15 protein-coding genes and 1 pseudogene are annotated in these 17,429 nt (G+C 40.4%); 7 read left to right on the top strand and 9 right to left on the bottom strand.

The features are described 5' to 3' along the window. Positions 1 to 14 precede the first annotated feature (14 nt). Both AC27FM_RS09725 and AC27FM_RS09720 read right to left on the bottom strand, forming a co-directional pair. Entirely contained in the window at positions 15 to 2,027 is a 2,013-nt protein-coding gene (locus AC27FM_RS09725; RefSeq protein WP_487087800.1) for an Ig-like domain-containing protein, read from the bottom strand. Positions 2,028 to 2,191: 164 nt separating this feature from the next. Beyond that, positions 2,192 to 3,052 (bottom strand): LysR family transcriptional regulator, encoded by an 861-nt coding sequence (locus tag AC27FM_RS09720; RefSeq protein WP_487087798.1) that lies wholly within the window; start codon positions 3,050 to 3,052, stop codon positions 2,192 to 2,194. A 130-nt stretch (positions 3,053 to 3,182) separates the two neighbouring features. On the opposite strand from AC27FM_RS09720, the gene AC27FM_RS09715 reads away from it, so the two are divergent. Further along, the gene (locus AC27FM_RS09715; RefSeq protein ID WP_487087796.1) at positions 3,183 to 3,725 is read left to right on the top strand and encodes a prolyl-tRNA synthetase associated domain-containing protein; all 543 of its coding nucleotides are present in this window, start codon (positions 3,183 to 3,185) and stop codon (positions 3,723 to 3,725) included. Positions 3,726 to 3,797: 72 nt separating this feature from the next. Here AC27FM_RS09715 and lacD read toward each other — a convergent pair whose 3' ends face one another. The 5 genes from lacD to AC27FM_RS09690 are packed head-to-tail and all read right to left on the bottom strand — an operon-like array spanning position 3,798 to position 7,542. Continuing rightward, on the bottom strand, positions 3,798 to 4,784 hold the full coding sequence (gene lacD, locus AC27FM_RS09710) for a tagatose-bisphosphate aldolase (RefSeq protein ID WP_487087794.1): 987 nt from the start codon (positions 4,782 to 4,784) through the stop codon (positions 3,798 to 3,800). A gap of 31 nt (positions 4,785 to 4,815) precedes the next feature. Next, positions 4,816 to 5,760: a hexose kinase gene (locus AC27FM_RS09705; RefSeq protein ID WP_487087792.1), complete on the bottom strand. Its 945-nt coding sequence runs from the start codon at positions 5,758 to 5,760 to the stop codon at positions 4,816 to 4,818. A 16-nt stretch (positions 5,761 to 5,776) separates the two neighbouring features. Beyond that, a complete protein-coding gene (gene lacB, locus AC27FM_RS09700; RefSeq protein ID WP_487087790.1) occupies positions 5,777 to 6,292 on the bottom strand; it encodes a galactose-6-phosphate isomerase subunit LacB in 516 nt (171 codons plus the stop codon). Positions 6,293 to 6,330: 38 nt separating this feature from the next. Beyond that, the gene (gene lacA / locus AC27FM_RS09695; RefSeq protein WP_487087788.1) at positions 6,331 to 6,765 is read right to left on the bottom strand and encodes a galactose-6-phosphate isomerase subunit LacA; all 435 of its coding nucleotides are present in this window, start codon (positions 6,763 to 6,765) and stop codon (positions 6,331 to 6,333) included. A 3-nt stretch (positions 6,766 to 6,768) separates the two neighbouring features. Next, positions 6,769 to 7,542, bottom strand: a complete 774-nt coding sequence (locus AC27FM_RS09690; protein ID WP_487087786.1) for a DeoR/GlpR family DNA-binding transcription regulator — start codon at positions 7,540 to 7,542, stop codon at positions 6,769 to 6,771. A gap of 239 nt (positions 7,543 to 7,781) precedes the next feature. Between AC27FM_RS09690 and AC27FM_RS09685 the strand changes: the two genes are divergently transcribed. The 3 genes from AC27FM_RS09685 (at position 7,782) to AC27FM_RS09675 (ending at position 10,115) form a co-directional block, all read left to right on the top strand. Next, positions 7,782 to 8,294: a PTS sugar transporter subunit IIA gene (locus AC27FM_RS09685; RefSeq protein ID WP_487087784.1), complete on the top strand. Its 513-nt coding sequence runs from the start codon at positions 7,782 to 7,784 to the stop codon at positions 8,292 to 8,294. Positions 8,295 to 8,313: 19 nt separating this feature from the next. After that, on the top strand, positions 8,314 to 8,619 hold the full coding sequence (locus AC27FM_RS09680) for a PTS sugar transporter subunit IIB (RefSeq protein WP_487087782.1): 306 nt from the start codon (positions 8,314 to 8,316) through the stop codon (positions 8,617 to 8,619). An 83-nt stretch (positions 8,620 to 8,702) separates the two neighbouring features. Then, positions 8,703 to 10,115 (top strand): PTS transporter subunit IIC, encoded by a 1,413-nt coding sequence (locus AC27FM_RS09675; RefSeq protein ID WP_487087781.1) that lies wholly within the window; start codon positions 8,703 to 8,705, stop codon positions 10,113 to 10,115. A 53-nt stretch (positions 10,116 to 10,168) separates the two neighbouring features. Here the strand turns inward: AC27FM_RS09675 and AC27FM_RS09670 are convergent, their stop codons facing one another. Beyond that, positions 10,169 to 10,774, bottom strand: a complete 606-nt coding sequence (locus tag AC27FM_RS09670; RefSeq protein ID WP_487087779.1) for a hypothetical protein — start codon at positions 10,772 to 10,774, stop codon at positions 10,169 to 10,171. A 9-nt stretch (positions 10,775 to 10,783) separates the two neighbouring features. Next, positions 10,784 to 10,966 (bottom strand): annotated as a pseudogene (locus tag AC27FM_RS09665) (MerR family transcriptional regulator); the annotation flags it as partial. A gap of 126 nt (positions 10,967 to 11,092) precedes the next feature. On the opposite strand from AC27FM_RS09665, the gene AC27FM_RS09660 reads away from it, so the two are divergent. The 3 genes from AC27FM_RS09660 (at position 11,093) to glgB (ending at position 17,418) form a co-directional block, all read left to right on the top strand. Next, positions 11,093 to 13,018, top strand: a complete 1,926-nt coding sequence (locus AC27FM_RS09660; protein WP_487087777.1) for an oxidoreductase — start codon at positions 11,093 to 11,095, stop codon at positions 13,016 to 13,018. A gap of 175 nt (positions 13,019 to 13,193) precedes the next feature. Further along, a complete protein-coding gene (locus AC27FM_RS09655) occupies positions 13,194 to 15,185 on the top strand; it encodes a hypothetical protein (protein WP_487087775.1) in 1,992 nt (663 codons plus the stop codon). Positions 15,186 to 15,492: 307 nt separating this feature from the next. After that, positions 15,493 to 17,418, top strand: a complete 1,926-nt coding sequence (gene glgB, locus AC27FM_RS09650; RefSeq protein WP_487087773.1) for a 1,4-alpha-glucan branching protein GlgB — start codon at positions 15,493 to 15,495, stop codon at positions 17,416 to 17,418. The last annotated feature ends 11 nt before the right edge of the window (positions 17,419 to 17,429 follow it).

Here is a 17,429-nt window from a genome sequence, read left to right as displayed (position 1 = left end):
GATCTTGAGTTTTTTTATATGCTCTCAACAACTGACCACTTCAACTGGGTGTTATAAATTCCAGCCGTAAGGTTGTTGTTGTTCATCTTCAATAAGATACCCTCTTCTTTGGCCCACTTGATCGAGGGAACCGAGTTGCCAGCATCGGTAGCTTGGATAGTTTGGTCGTTGCCTAAAATATCGAATACATCACCGTTACTGTAGAATTTCAAATTACCGAGTAACTTAACGTCTTCAGCGTTGACGAAATCACTAGCTTGTTGGACACGTATTTCAGCATGGTTCTTATTGCGTCTTTGGTCATCGATCTCAACTACATTTTCAGGGTCATTCAGATGGTCAGGTCGATAGATCGTCTGTTTAGCGGAGAAGGGACTGATCGTACCGAAGTCGATATCTTTCACGCTCATTTGTATCTGGTTGGTCGAGTAGGTTATCGCTTCTTCAGCACCGTTGACAGTATAATCATCAGCTTCTGTCACTTGTCCCGTCAGATACGGTGTGGTCCGCTGTGTCGTTCTTTGATCGACATTTCCCACGACGGTCGTCACTTGTACTTTATGGCTCTGTTTAGTGCTGAAGCCTAGGTTCTTGATGATCAATTCTTTGGTGCCGTCATTTGAAGCAGTCGTCACATCATAGTCGTCGGACGACAGTTCGTTGTCATCTAATATTACTGATTTTATGGTAGAGTTTTCCCTGATTGGCAAGTGGTAGGAGGCGTTAGTCAGGACACCTGTACCACTGTCATTGCTGATGGTCGCTGTCTCAGTTATCTTGTCACCTTCATTGACGTCGAACAGATGCAGATCGCTATCTAGATCATTGTGATAGTTAGTATTTTTGAGGGTGTTATTGATCGTTATATTGGGGGAGCCATTCGGGATGACTGTTAGAGTTGCCCTGTTGGTAGTGTAGCTACGATTGAGACTACCTAATTTAACATTGATAACAGCTTGGTACTTAGTTTGATTGTCATCTTCCATAGTAGTTGGATCAGTCGTCACCGATAGCGAACCATTCAATTCGTCGTCCTTATTGATCTGTTCACGAGAGCCGTCAGGATTATCCTTATACCACTTGACGGTGTATTCGTTACTACCGTCACTACCATCTCCGCCGTCTTCATCATCGCCATCGTCGATATCATCCAGTTCACCTAAGTTACCTTCAATAGAGAAGGTAGCTCGCTCACCAGCTTTGACGGTTTGATCCTCCAGACCTTGACCGACCTTTACTTCTGTTGAGGCTTGGATATCGTCTCCGACTGGATTATGTAGGGTACCGATAACGGTGACTGTACCGTGGACCTCAGGCTTGCTGATAGCGGTCAGTAAACCTGTATCGGAATCGATCGTTGCGAGTGAAGTGTCATCGATGCTCCAAGTCACGTCACCAGTATAATTTTCGGGGAAGATGTCAGCGTGAGCATAGGTGTACGTCGAAGCCATCTCAAAGGAAGTACTATAAATATAATCGTCGTCAGTTCTAACGGTCATTTGTTGACCATCAACTGGTACTGCCACAGAATGTATCGCGGCCACGTGAGAGTAGATTTTTTTGGCAAAGATACTAGGAATGAGCCCTTGCCACTGTACTTGTTGCTGGTAGTAGGTGGTCACGTCAGCCGTCTTGGGGGTGACGGTCAAGTTTTGCTTAGTTCCACCGTCACTCTTACTGACTTTAGTCCACTCTTTATCGCCGGGCGTATACTTGTACCATTGATATCTGGCCCAACGGTCGAATGTTGTTATGGCATAAACCATCGAACGAGCGGCATCAGTCCGCAATGTGGTCGAGTTGCCGACAGTAACGTAAGTGTTGTCTTTTGGTTGTAGAGCATAACCAGTCGTCAACCAAATACCGAAGAATTTTTTAACATCACCGGTAGGTTCACGATAGTATAGGTCTTCTTCAGTTGTGGGATCATTATTGACTTCTTCAGCTGAAACGATATTTCCAAACTGAAAACAAGACAAAATTAATAAAAGTGAAATCACAGATACGGCAAATTTTTTTAGTCGCATGAGAGTTCTCCTTAATAATAATCTCCAATAATTTTAACACATGCGCTCTACCTATAAATTCATTTTATATAAAAATTATTTTAATAATATGGTTCAAAAATACACTTAAAAAATGTCCATAGACATTTTGTGGAAGGGCTATCAATGTTATGAGGTAGGTGTTTCTAATGATATTGTAAATAGTCTAAGAAACGATTTACGGCCAAAGAAGCAGTTTTTTTATTGCGTAAGGCGAGACCGATCTGACGGTACGCTGGAACGTCCAATTTTTTGGCAACGATCCGATAAGGAATCCGTTTTAAAATCAACTCAGGTAAGATACTGATCCCAAGGCCACTTTCGACCATTGACATGATGGCGTAATCGTCCCAAGTCGTAAAATGAACCTTGGGGGTGAGACCTTGACGTTTGAATAATGCGGATATCTCAGCTTGAGCACCTTTTTCTAAGAGCATGAAAGGCTCATTGCAGAGATCACTTATGTGGACTTGCTCGAGCTTCGCCAAAGGATGATCTTCAGGTAGGATCGCCAACAATCGGTCCTGTTCCAAAGGGATAGTTTCAAATTCTGGATCGGTTGGTAGGCGTAGGAAGCCACAGTCGACACGACCATCGGCTATCCACTGCTCGATCTCAGTGTAATCACCCAGCAGTAACTCATAGTCGATGTTAGGGTAGTCTTTTTGAAACTCCTTGATGATGTTAGGCAGCCAGTGTGTTGCGACACTAGAGAAGGTTCCAATGCGAATCAGTCCCGATTGTAGTCCGTTCAGTTCATCCACTTCCATTTGAAGTTTCTCGTATTCAAGACAAATATTTTTAGCTAAAGGCAATAACTTCATGCCATCACTAGTCAATTTCACACCAGATTTTCCTCGCTCTAATAAGACCACTTGCCATTCTTTTTCTAGGTCATTGATCATACGGCTGATTCCCGATTGCGAATACTTGAGAATCTCGGCCGCCTTAGTAAAACTACCGTATTCGACAGTTTTTACGAAGGCTAAGTATTTTTGGATATTCATATTTTTATCACCATCCTAGTAAATGATATCTGATTTAGTCATAGATAATATGACATAAATTCGCTTTTGTAATCTAAAAGTACATGCTAAGCTGAAAATAATAAAAGTCAAGCAGGAGAGTGGAAAGACCATGTTTTATGTAAGTGAAATACAAAAAGAAGCTCCACGTCAATTTAAGACTGAGCTTCAAGGACAAGTTTATAAGACCTTAGCCGAATTGAAGATACCTTTTGAACGAGTTGATACTGACGAAGCTATCACGATGGATGACTGTGTTGTGATCGATAATAAATTGAACATGAAGATGGTGAAGACGTTATTTCTTTGTAATCGTCAAAAGACTAATTTTTATTTGTTCATCACGGTAGGCGATAAACCATTTCGTTCCAAAGATTTTAGTAACGCCTTGGATATCTCCAGAGTTTCGTTCGCTCCAAAGGAATTGATGGAGACGATGCTCGATACTAAGATCGGAGCGGCAACGGTTTTTAGTAGTCTTTGGGATACGGATAATAAGGTCAAGATCGTATTTGACCAAGATGTCCTGGCTGAGGAATGGTACGGTTGTAGTGACGGTACTACGACTGGATATATGAAGATACGGACAGAGGACATATATAAGAAGTTCTTGCCAGTGACAAAACATACACCAAACCTTATTAAGGTAGGTTAGATAACAAAAAAGACGATCGGGAATTGATTCCTGATCGTCTTTTTGTAGTATTAACTTACTTTAAATATCGGATTAGTCTTTTGAAACTTTGTCTTTCCATGAAGTTGCTGTTTCTGATAAGACTTCGTTTAGTTCTTCAATGTTCTTCTTACCTTCAGTGTTCATCCACTTCTTACCAGCTTCTTCACCATCTTTGGCAAATGGTTCGATACCATTTCTCCATGTAGCACGTCCACAAAGAACACCGTTGAAGCTTGCGCCAGCTTCTTTAGCCATCTTGAGTTCTGTTCTGAAGGCTTCAGCACTAACACCAGCACTCAAGAAGATGTAAGGCAAGTTAGTAGCATCTGATTGTTCCTTGAAGTACTTAACTGCTTCTTCCTTAGTATAAACGGCTTCGTTATCACCATTGTAGCCTTCAACATAGTCAAGGTTAATAGGAACTTCAACCTTCAAAACATCGATCTTGTATTCTGGTTTTGAGAATTCTTTCATTGTTTCGATAACTTTGTGAGGCTTTACCTTAGCATATTCAGCACTCTTAACGTCACCAATTGAGTCGTCGTATGTAACAAGTTCAACGAATAGAGGAATGTCTTCAGCAGCACATTCTGAACCGATTCTTTCAACGAATGCTTCCTTGTGGTCGATGATTTCTTTGTCTTCATCTGGATCAAAGTATAGCAAGAACTTGATTGAGTCTGCTCCAGCTTCCTTCAAACGACGAACTGACCATTCTGGGATCAAATCTGGCATTCTACCAGGTTCTGTTGCATCGTAACCTGTCTTTTCGTATGAAACTAGAAGACCTGAACCTTCAGCACGTACTTTAGATGCTGGAAGACCATATTCTGGGTCAAGTAAGATTGATGAAGCATATGGTGTCAATTCACTTGAGATAACTTTCTTGAATTCAACGATATCTTTTTCGTTAGCTGGCTTGCCTGAAGCAGCTGCTAGCATTTTCTTTAGTGAGCCACGTTGGTCAATTGCAAGTGCGGCGATAACTCCGTTATTGTCAGACATTTTTTCGAGTGCTGCATATTTCTTTGGTGTCATGTATGTAATTCCTCCGATTTTTTTAAACAAATTAGTAGTTAACTACGTTTACCTTTTCAAAGTAATCTTTATATTGGTTAATGTCAATAAATCCAGTCTTTTCTTGAAGGGTATTCAAGATTCCAACAGTCATTGCGCGTTTCATAACGTCTTCTGGACTTTCTTGATTTACGATACCAGCGGCAAGACCAGCAACAGTAGAATCACCTGAGCCAACAGGGTTAACGGCAGTTATTTTAGGTATGTTTACTTTAAAGAATTTATCGATGTGTTTTACGAAACAACCCTTTGAGCCGAGTGATACTACGATCCAAGGAATATCTTTGAATATTTCCTCAGTTGCTAATTTTTCCTTCAAGTCGTTCAAGTCTTCAACTTCTTTGCCTATAAGTTGAGCTATCTCGTCTTGATTTGGTTTGATCATAAATGGTTTGACGTCAGCTTCAAGTGCTAATCTTAAAGCTTCGTTAGAACTGTCCAGAATCACGGGTACGTTATGCTTTGCCGCAACTTTTACCATCTTGGAGTAGAGGGCTGCTGACAAACCTTGAGGTAGACTTCCTGAAATCGTCACTAATGAGAATCCACTTACTTGTTCTTCGAAATGCTCCAAGAAGCTCTCCTCATCTGATTCAGAAAGGCTAGGACCTGATTCAAGAATTTCTGTTTGATCACCATCGTCATGCAAAATGGCGATGCAGTTACGTGATTCTTGATTGATTTTCATAAAAGCGTGATCGACTTTGTTTTCGTCGAGTTGGTTCAAGATATATTGACCGATAGTACCGCCAATAATACCTGAAGCCGTTACGGGAACATCTAATTGTTTGAGAACTCTAGTAACGTTTAAGCCTTTGCCACCAGCAGTTTTCGAAACTTCTTTGACACGGTTGACCGTATCGATCTTTAAATGTTCTAGTGGGTAAGAGATATCAACTGAAGGGTTCATTGTAATTGTAAGAACTGAATTACTCATTTAATTGAGCTCCTTTTTAGTCGTGGTAGTAGCCTTCATTCCAAAGTTTCATTTCGTGGTCGAAGAAGTGAGGATTGTCATGTTGTTCTGGGTTGTCATCATTTTCAACAGCGTCGATCTTCTTAACAAGATCATCATCTTGGCCTAAGTAATCAGCGGCTAAGAATGCCTTAACGATTTCTTCAGCAAGATGTTCACCGACAACGGCACCACCAAAGCTGATAACGTTAGCGTTAAGGTGTTCCTTAGCATACTTAGCAGTTGTTGTGTCAGCAACTAATGCAGCACGGATACCTTGGTTCTTGTCAGCAGCAGTTGAGATACCAACACCAGTACCACAAAGTACAACACCGTAGTCAGCTTTGCCATCACGAACAAGGTCAGCTACACGTAGGCCGTAGATTGGGTAATGTGTTCTTGTGTTGTCGTATGTACCAACATCGATGACTTCGTGGCCCATAGCTTTCAACATATCTGAAATTTGAATTTTAACATCTGTAACAATATGGTCGTTTCCTAATGCAATAATCATAAATTTATTTTCCTCCTACTTAAATTAACTTTCTTCGATTAAACTAATTTTTCAAGCATATCAAGACGGATTTGGTGACGTCCACCGGCGTAGTCAACACCTAAGTATTCGTCCACGATTGATTCAGCTCTCTTATTACCAACGATACCAGCACCCATTGCGATAGCCTTAGCACCATTGTGTTGTGTTGTCATATGAGCAGTGTTTTCTTCAGTAACATTAGCTGTGACCATGCCATGGATCTTGTTACTTGCCATGGCTGAGCCTGTACCGTATTCGTCGAACATAACACCACGGTCGGCCTTTTTGTCAAGAATGTAATGAGCTAATTCAGTAGATGAATCAACGAAATCAGCAGCTGGTTCTTCTGAAAGGTCAACGATTTCGTAATCCTTACCTTCGCCTTTTAAATAATTCTTGATGTATTCCTTCAATTCAAATCCTGCTTTGTCTGAAGCTAATGCAATCTTCATAAATTAATTCCTCCTATTATCATTGATAACTCTTACATATTGTTGATAGTAATCTAAAGTTTCATAAGAAGTGTTCTTGTTTGTGATCAGGTAATCGACATCATCTAAGCTGTAAAATGTATAAAAATCATTCCGATTCAACTTATATTTGTCAGCCACAATGTATTTTGTCTGTGAATTGTTTAAAGCAATGCTTTGGATACGACCTTCTTCAGTATTAGCGGTCATGATCTGAGAATTTTGAATACCGTTAACACCTACAAAAGCCTTATCGAATGTCAGTCCACTAACAGCATTACTTGCTAGTGCACCAATCAGTGTTCCCGATCTGCTTCTGTAAATTCCACCGGCTAAGATCAATTCGCATTGAGTATCGGCGTTATTAAAACTTTCAAAGACAGGAATACTTATGGTTACAACTCTCAAAGAATTAACATCCTTAATATAGGGAGCAATTAATTCTAATGTTGTACCAGGACCAACAAAGATAGTATCGAAGTTACGAATTTCATTGGCTGCTAACCTAGCTATTTCTTGTTTCTCCTTGATGTGAACTTCACGTTTTTCGATGTGTGAAGCTTCTTCTAATGGAGAAACATTAACCTTCTGAGCACCACCGTGAATTCTGATCAACTTACCAGATTCGGATAGCTCCTCAAGATCTCTGCGGATCGTCATATCAGAGACGTTGAGTAGAGAAGTTAAGTCGTTAACAGTAACGATATCGTTCTTATCTAATTCAGATATTATCTTTAGAAAGCGTTCCTTTTTTAACAAAAGACCACCTCTTTTTGTTTACTATTGTTCGTTACAAACACAATTTAGCATCTATATTGTTCGTTGTCAATGTTTTTTGACGCAGTTTTTAAAACCTTTTCATTGTGATAAAATTGCCATTATAGGAAGAAAGTAAGCATAAACATAAGTTTGACAATAATTGTTGACAATTTTTATGTTAGCGTTTACTATTGTCTTGTAAACAAAAACAAACAACCAATAGGCAGGTGGTGGCATTAATGAGCAATTTGGCTACTGATCCACTATTTAACGAAAACGAAGTATTTATTTCAAATGCTTCGAACCAAGAAGAGGTTTTTCGCGAAGTAGCTGAGTCTTTATATAAGAGGGATCTAGTAACAGAGGATTTCATTAATAATTTGCTGGAACGTGAGCAAAACTATCCAACCGGGATCGATATGTCAGTTGTATCACCAAAGATACCTAATATCGCAATTCCGCATACGGAGAGTGAATTCGTCAAAGCACGTATGATCGTTCCTATCAAATTAAACAACTCAATTTCTTTCCATAATATGATCGATCCATCGAAGGAATTTGAAGTTAAATTTTTATTCATGATCTTGAACAACGACCCAGAAGGACAATCAAATATCCTTGCTCAAATCATGGATTTCATGGCTCGTACGTCTGAAAACGAGTTGGTTTCATTCTTTAAGGCCAGCGATCCTAAGGATATTTATTCATTCTTAACTCGCAAATTTACGCAGTATGCAAAAGATAACAACTAATTAAAGGAGAGTGTTTATTATGTTCAAAATTTTAGCTGCTTGTGGTGCCGGAGTTAACTCAAGTCACCAAATCAAAGATGCTTTGGAAACAGAAATGGGCAACCGTGGATACGACGTTCAATGTGATGCCGTTATGGTTAAAGATATTACAGAAGATATGTTGGATGGTTACGACCTATTCACACCGATCGCCGCAACTGACTTGGGATTCGAACCTGCAGTTCCTATAGTTGATGCTGGTCCTATCTTATACAGAATGCCTGCCATGGCTGCACCTGTATACGACGCTGTTGAAAAGGTTATTAAAGAAAGCGGTAAGGGCTAAGATTTAGCCTTTTGCTTTAGGAATTCGGTTTTTTGTATTTGGCATTAAGATCTACCGACATAAAATTCTAGGGGGAAACAGATATGTCAGGAATAATTGATTTTGCCAATGCGATATTCAAACCTTTAATTGATTTAGGTGCTGCACCTATGATGTTAATCGTTTTGACTATCATTGCATTGGTCTTTAGAGTTAAATTCTCTAAGGCTTTGGAGGGTGGTATTAAATTAGCCATCGCTCTTACAGCTATCAGTGCCGTTATTGGATTGTTGACAACAGCCTTCCAAGACGCATTGAACGCCTTCGTTAAGTCAACTGGTATTCAACTATCAGTTACTGACTTGGGTTGGGCTCCATTAGCTACTATTACATGGGGTTCACCATATACTTTGTACTTCTTGTTGATCATGGTTATCGTCAACGTTGTTATGATCGTTATTAACAAGACAAACACATTGGATGTTGATATTTTCGATATTTGGCATCTAGCTTTCGTTGGATTGCTATCAATGTTCTTTGGAGCAAACCTACTTATCGCTACAGTTCTAGTCGTTTTCATTGGTACTTTGAAGATTATCAACTCAGACTTGATGAAACCTACTTTTAACGATCTACTTCATGCTCCAGCTTCAAACCCAATGACTACAACACATATGAACTACATGATGAATCCTATCATCATGGTCTTTGACAAGATTTTTGATGTTGTCTTCCCATGGTTAGACAAATTCGACTTCGATGCTGCCGCATTGAACAAGAAGATCGGTTTCTGGGGAAGCAAATTCGCCATTGGTGTTTACTTAGGTATCTTTATCGGATTACTTTCACACCAAGGTGTTAAAGAAATCTTTACACTATCATTTACAGCTGCTTTCTGTTTGGAACTATTCTCACTTATCGGTTCATGGTTTATCGCTGCCGTTGAACCATTGTCACAAGGTATCACAGACTTCGCTAACAAGAAACTTAAAGGTAGAACTATGAACGTTGGACTTGACTGGCCATTTATCGCTGGTCGTGCCGAAATGTGGGCTGCTGCTAACGTTCTTGCACCTATCATGTTACTTGAATCTCTAGTATTACCTGGAAACAAGATTTTACCTCTTGGTGGTATCATCGCCATGGGTGTTACACCAGCCTTGCTAGTTGTTACACGTGGTAAGATCGTTCGTATGATCGTTATCGGTGCTTTGGAACTACCAATCTTCCTATGGGCCGGTACATTATCAGCACCATTCGTTACAGAAACTGCTAAGAAACTTGGCGCATTCCCTAAGGGTCTTGCATCAGGAACAATGATTTCTCATTCAACAATGGAAGGTCCAGTTGAAAAATTCTTGGCTTACCTTGTTGGTAACGCATCTAAGGGACAAATCACATTTGTACTTTACGCTGCACTTGCAATCGCCGCATACCTATTAGTATTTATCTGGTACGCACACGAAATGAAGAAGAGAAACAAAATCTATGCTGACGAAGCTGCTGCTGCAAAATAGTCAGATATAACTAAAATAAGACGAAAAGCCAATTTGGTTTTCGTCTTATTTTTTTACTTCTGATCATCACAGTATTGGTTGTAACAAATATCGCTGACAGGAATCCAGACCTCCATGAAACGCTGACGGATGTCGTGGTCGTGACAACGCAGTAAGACTCTACCAAATGGATCACCGACTATCTCTAATCTGTACTGATTTTGATATTGTTCTAATAGATCATTGAAGCGTGGTTGGAGTTCGTTCTCAGGTCCGGCATCAAAAATACAGTGTAAGGAATAAGTTGGAATCAAGTAGGACACGAAGGTATCTTTTTCAGCAGCGAGTGTGACGATGCCCCATTTGCAGTCGGTTGCTCGTTTTTTATCTAAGTGTAGAATGAAACCAGCCATGAAATCTGATGAAGGGTGAAGTAACTGTAATGTTTCGTTGGTATCTTCGAGTGATTTAGTGGTTCCGTAGTTTTTTAATTCATCAAAGACCATCGCAGGACTGATTACAAATTCTGGTTGGTTGAGATTTTGCTTGAGTTTAACGATATTGGCTTGTAATTGTGATATTTTTAACAATGATCGCTGATATTCGTTGATTTTTTGTTGGATCACAATTTTTTGCGATGCTAATGAAGACAATATCTCGTCAGGGTTATTTTTAGTCACTAATTGTGATAATTTTTCTAACGAGAAACCATACTGTCGGTACTGTATAACGTCAGCGACTTGATTTATTTCAGGATAACCGTAGTATCTGTATCCGTTGCTAGGATCTTTGATCGAAGTAATTATATGTTTCTGTTCGTAGAATCGAACGGTTTCTTTCGAAATATTAAAGTAATTCGCTATGTCACCAATTTTAAAATAATCGATAAGATATCACTCCTTTGAGTAAAAAATCACAAATAATGATTGACCTTGTAGTTACTACATACTATATAACGGACTTATACATAAATCTAGAAGTCTGTGGAGGTATATCTGATGTATCTGAAGAAATTGTTTACACCATATAAAATCAATCAATGTGAAATCAAAAATCGTTTTGTTGTTCCAGCTATGGTCACGAATATGTGTGATGAAGATGGTAATGTAACGGATGAATTTATTAAGTATCACGAAGCCAAGGCTCGTGGTGGCTTTGGTCTGATCATTACTGAAGATTACGGAATCAATCCTCACGGGGTCGGATACAAGAATTGTGTTCGTCTCTATAAAGAATCACAAGTTGCTGACAATAAGAAGTTAACAGACACGATTCATCAATACGGGACTAAGATATTTGCACAAGTTTTCCATCCCGGTCGCCAGACTAACTCCAGCGTCAATGGCGGAGTTCAACCAGTCGCTTCTTCTCGGATTCCAGACCCATTCAACCGTGAGATACCACACGAACTGACCGTAGACGAGATTCATCAAATAGTTAAGGAATTTGGTAATACCGCTCGTTTACTGAAGAAATCAGGCTTTGACGGTATCGAATTGCACTTGGCTCATGGATATTTACTAGCCGGATTCTTGAGTACGAGACAAAACAGACGTAGTGATGAATACGGTGGCTGTTTTGAGAATAGAATCAGGATCATTAAGGAGATCTACAATGAGATTCGTTCACAAGTCGGAGTGGATTTCCCAGTAACCGCACGTCTCTCGCTGACTGAAGATACTGTCGATGGTCGTCAGATGGCTGAAACCATGATGATAGTTAAGTATTTAGAGCAGCTGGGCTTTGATGCTTTGAACTTATCCAACGGTGAATATACGTCGTTTGCTCCTGAAGTTATTTCTTCATCGTTCACTCCAAGAGGTTATAACGAAGTCAACGCCAAGCGTGTGAGATCGTTGGTCGATATACCATTGATCATTGCCAACGGTATCAATGACCCAGCAATGGCTGAAAATGTCTTGGATCAAAATATTTGTGATTTTGTAGGCATGGCTAGAGAGTCTCTAGCAGATCCGGAGATGCCAAACAAAGCTGCTACAGGTAGACTCGGTGACATCAACTTGTGCATTCGTTGTTTGCAAGGTTGCGAAGGTAGCTTACTCTACGGTCAATCTATCAAGTGTCTAGTTAATCCAGAAATTGTCCATGAGACGGAATATACTTTTGACGAGAACAAGCCGGCCAAAAATATCTTAGTCATCGGCGGTGGCCCAGCAGGTATGGAAGCAGCCATCAGTGCTAGACGACAAGGTAACGATGTAACCCTATGGGAAGCTACAGATGAATTAGGTGGCGAGTTTGTTTCAGCCACTTATCCACCAGCTAAAGGTGAATATGCCAGTTTCTTAGTTTTCCTACGCAAACAATTAAATATCTTAGGTGTTAATGTTGTGATGAATCACGCAGCCACGGTCGATTCAGTTCTCAAATTCAATGCTGACAAGGTTATCGTCGCTACTGGTGGTGACCCTAACAAGCCTGATCTTCCGGGTATCAATGGCGACAATATTCATTTTTCAAAAGATGTCTTGTTAGGTGAAGCACCAATAGCTGGTAATATCGTCGTTGTCGGTGGTGGTGAAGTCGGGACTGAGACGGCAATGTACTTGGCAGATACTGAACGCGGCAATATCACTATCATAGAAATGACTGGTGATATCAATGCCGGTATCGCTAGAACTGTTCCAACGAAGAAATTCTTCCGTGATCATGAGGTCAAGGTTATCACCAACGCTTCAGTCGAAAAATTCGACGCGGGAGATGTCGTCATCGATCATCGAGGAACTGATGAGGTGATTCCGGCAGATGAGATCGTCTTGGCGATGGGTTATCACTCTGACGATGAACTTTTGAAGTCGTTGCAAGATAAAGTAGACAACGTAGTCGCAGTTGGTGATGTAGTTCAAGCTAGAAATGCTTTAGATGCTGCTGCGGAAGGATTCAAAGCCGGGTATTATGCTTAATAAATAATTTAATTTTAAATATGAGTGAAAAGCCACGGATGATTATCTGTGGTTTTTTGTTTATGATAAATTTATTTATCTAAACTGACCTTAAAAATTCATATTTATGCGTTATTATAATCATGTTGTATACTATCCAATTTGTATAGTTAGCTTTCGATCGGGGGTTATCTTAATGAGGAAAATAAATAAATTCATGCTATCGTTTTTAATTATTATTATTTATTTGATACCGCTTGTTTTGGTGCGCAATAATGTCAGAGCTGAAACTGCCAGCACTTCCGCAAGTATTGGTACGACTATGACTGATAACGATAATTATAAAGTAACGCTCCATTATCAACTGACCGATGCCGGTAATCAACTAGTACTGTATTCACCAGACTATGACAATTTGGATATTGACTATCTCAAGTCAGAATTAGGTGACGACAATGTCATCACCAATAAGGCTTCACGCTATGTCATCGTTAACCTCCAAAAAAACATGAATAGCGACTACGCTGGCTCGTTTAATGTGGAAATGAACCAGGCCTCGGTTGATAATTTAGTTGTTCGGGATATGAGCAACAATAACTTAGCCATCAAGGATTTAGCTAAGATCGATGCGACTAATTTGATGCAGGCAACTAATATCGAGGTTTCCAATAAACCGGTTTTGAACTTGACTAAGCCAGGTACGGCCACTGATCCAGTCAGTACCAGTACCAGCTATGAAGTCAGTGGTAGCTGGTATGATTACGACAGTCAGCAGGTAGGGTTGTATTATAGTGTCGATGATAATGATTCCTCCAAGGCTTCCAAAATAACTGACTATACGCAATCCGCAACTGAAGGCCACGATTTAGTAGTGCATTCACTGGATGAAAAAATCGATCTGACCGGCCAAACTGGTAATCATACGATTTATTTTTGGATGAAAGATACCGACGGTAATTGGTCACAGGCAGGCAGTAGCGTGGTTGATGTGGCATCTAAGAGGGTCGCTTATTCAGGATTTATGGCAGCCAGTGCCTTATTGGCTAAAGAGGCCACGATTACCGCACCGGCTATTACACTGAATAATCCAGGTACAAAAGACAATCCTACTCAGATTACTTATGATAACGATTATACGATCAGTGGAACTTGGAATAGTGCTACTAGCAACACTTGTACGATTTATTATCAAATTAATAATACTAACAAGGAAAAATGGTTAGAGTTAGCAACTTTTACTGGAACTATTGGTGCTAATAATACCTTCACGGTTAAAATTCCGTCATCAGTAATTAATGGTCTGTCAGCTGGAAAGACACCGATTTACTTCAACAGTTCTAATGAAACTTCGACAATGGCCGAAGTGAGTTACGTACACTTAGATTTGTTCCATTCTTTGAGCATTGCGTCACCAGCGACTAATACCTCGGCAGAGAAACCTTACTATGCTAGAGGTAGTACTTTACCATTAACAATAAATTATTCTGCTAATGGCAGCACTGATTTTGCTTTCAAAGTCGATGGTAGTGGAGCGTATGCAAAATTGCCTACAGTAAGCGGTAGTTTAGTTACTATAGACGGCACAAGAAAATATAATATCGATCTAGCCGCAATGAAGGATCCTAACGACCCTAACGGTGGGACGATCAATATGGGTGATAGTCGAGTTCACAAGGCGGTTCTGACGATGACGGTCAAAGACTCACAGTCAATCGAATCGGTTACGGAAAGTGTCGACTTCTATTTCGTCGTCGGTTCGGACTTCACCGTCACCGCACCGACGATCGACTTTGGAACGCACGCTTACGGCAGCGGTGACAACAATGGGGATGTCACTGCCAAACCGACGATCAGTGGGGACTCGTTGACGGTCTATGACGGTAATTTGCCATCTACGACGGGCACTGACAGCGACATTCAATTGACATTATCTTCCTCAAAATTCGTCAACAGTAGTAATGGTAATACGCTGAATGCTGATTTGTACTGGGGTAACACCCTAGTCAGTGGCTCCTCCACGCCAGTTGTAGTTGGATATATGGATCCACCGACAGTTGATTCACCAGCATTCAAAAATTTTGACAGCGAACTGGAGGATAACATGCGACTCAAGTTCAGCGTCTTGGACAACAGTTCCGGTCAGTACAACTCAACCTTCACTTGGACGGCGGTCGACAGTATCAAATAGACTATTTATAAGCTTCTCAGATTAGACTTTTAGCTAATTTTGAGGGCTTTTTTTGTTGGCAAATAGTCAATAAAGACATTTTTATTTGTGAAATAGTGATAATGTTCACTATTAATATAAATTGATTTTCTGAAATAAAATAGCCTTAGTATATCCTTTTACAAATATAGTTTCAGGACATATAATTACTTCATCAACGCTTGATATGGCGGGGATATAAAAGATAATTAATTAATGTAAAATCATTATAATTATTTTCATAAAAAGCAATACAAAATAAGTCAAGTCACCTATAATGAAAGTACGAATGGATAAAGCTCAAAGATTCACATTATTTTCGAGGGAAGTGATTAATTTGGTATTAGATGAAAAAATAACCGAAGACAGTTACTTGTTCAATACTGGCAATTCTTTTAAGAGTTATGAATTCCTAGGCTGTCATGTTTTAGAAAATATTACCGTGTTCAATATTTGGGCACCACATGCCAAATCAGTTGCAGTGGTCGGAGATTTTAACGGATGGAAAGACGCTGAATTAGCAAAAGTCGGTAATACCGGAATTTGGCATGGGGAATTCAGCGGCGTATCACCGGGGAGCTTGTACAAATATGCAGTCGTTGGGCCAGATGGAACGAGACAACTAAAGATCGATCCATACGCCCGTCAATTTGAAAGAAAACCCGGTGATGCGGCCGTTGTCACAGCACCAGTAGATAAAAAGTGGCACGACAGCTTGTGGTTAGCGCGCCGCAAACGCAGTGACATCAAAAAACGTCCGTTGAATATTTATGAAGTGCATTTGGGTTCTTGGCGGCGTCATGATGACGACAGTTACTATACTTACGCAGAAATTGCGCAAGAATTGATCCCGTACGTCAAACAAATGGGTTACACGCACATCGAATTGATGCCCGTCATGGAACACTTGTTGGATGCATCTTGGGGTTATCAACAGCTAGGTTATTTCGCTACGACTAGTCGCTTCGGGAAGTTTGAGCAATTCTTGGACTTCGTTGATGAATGTCACAAGAATAATATCGGTGTGATCGTGGATTGGGTCCCAGGACATTTCATTAGAAACTACGATGCTCTGTATCAATACGACGGTACGCCAACTTATGAATATCAGGACAGTAATCGAGCTAATAACAGCCGCTGGGGGGCGTGGAATTTTGACCTTGGTAAGTCACAAGTTCAAAGTTTCTTGATCTCGAGTGCATTTTATTGGTTGGAAGATTGTCACTTAGATGGTCTGCGTGTTGATGCCGTCTCAAGTATGCTCTATCTGGATTATGATGATGGAAAAGAAGGTATCACTAATGATAAAGGTGATAATCGTAATTTAGAGGGTATTGGTTTCTTACAGAGATTGAATCAAACGATCCATCAGGCACATCCAGATGCGCTGATGATAGCAGAAGAATCCTCTGCATATGCAGGGGTGACTGATTCTGTTGACAATGGTGGCTTAGGATTTGATTATAAGTGGAATCTAGGCTGGATGCATGACACGTTGAAGTTCTTTGAAATGGATCCGCTCTATCGTCACGACCATTTCAACCTGTTGACCTTCGCCTTCGTCTATATGTATAACGAAAAATTTATTCTGCCATTTTCACACGACGAAGTTGTTCACGGAAAGAAGTCACTGATGCACAAAATGCCGGGTGATCGTTATAACCAATTTGCCAACTTGCGTACTTTACTGACTTATTTGGCTGCCTTTCCCGGTAAAAAATTGACCTTCATGGGTTCTGAATGGGGACAATTTTTGGAGTGGCGCGATTGGAGTCAACTCGAGTGGGTCGACTTGAAAGATCCGCTCAATCATAAGATGCAAATATTCACCGAAGCTTTGAACCAAATTTATCATGATAACCGCCCACTGTGGGAGGAAGATCATCAACCATCTGGTCTGATCTACTCCAATACCGACGATGCGCAAAACTCGACGATGGGCTTCATTCGGCAAGGTAAACGCAAGCGTCAATTCGTTGTCGCTACATTTAACTTCGTACCAGTTGAGAAGAAGCAATATCGCATTGGTGTGCCATTTGTTGGCGAGTATGAATTAGTGCTCAATACTGAAGATGAACGTTTCGGCGGGACTTGGACACAGTTAGAGACCCACTTTACGGCAGAAGCAACACCGTTCAATGGGCAGCCAGCAAGTTTCACCACGACTTTGCCAGCAATGGGAGCGTTATTGATTAAACCAATCAAATTGAAATAGGGGTGAGTTAC

This window comes from Companilactobacillus sp. y65-5, assembly GCF_057541095.1.
Note: the sequence above shows the minus strand (reverse complement) of the source record. Positions and strands in the feature narration are given on the sequence as shown.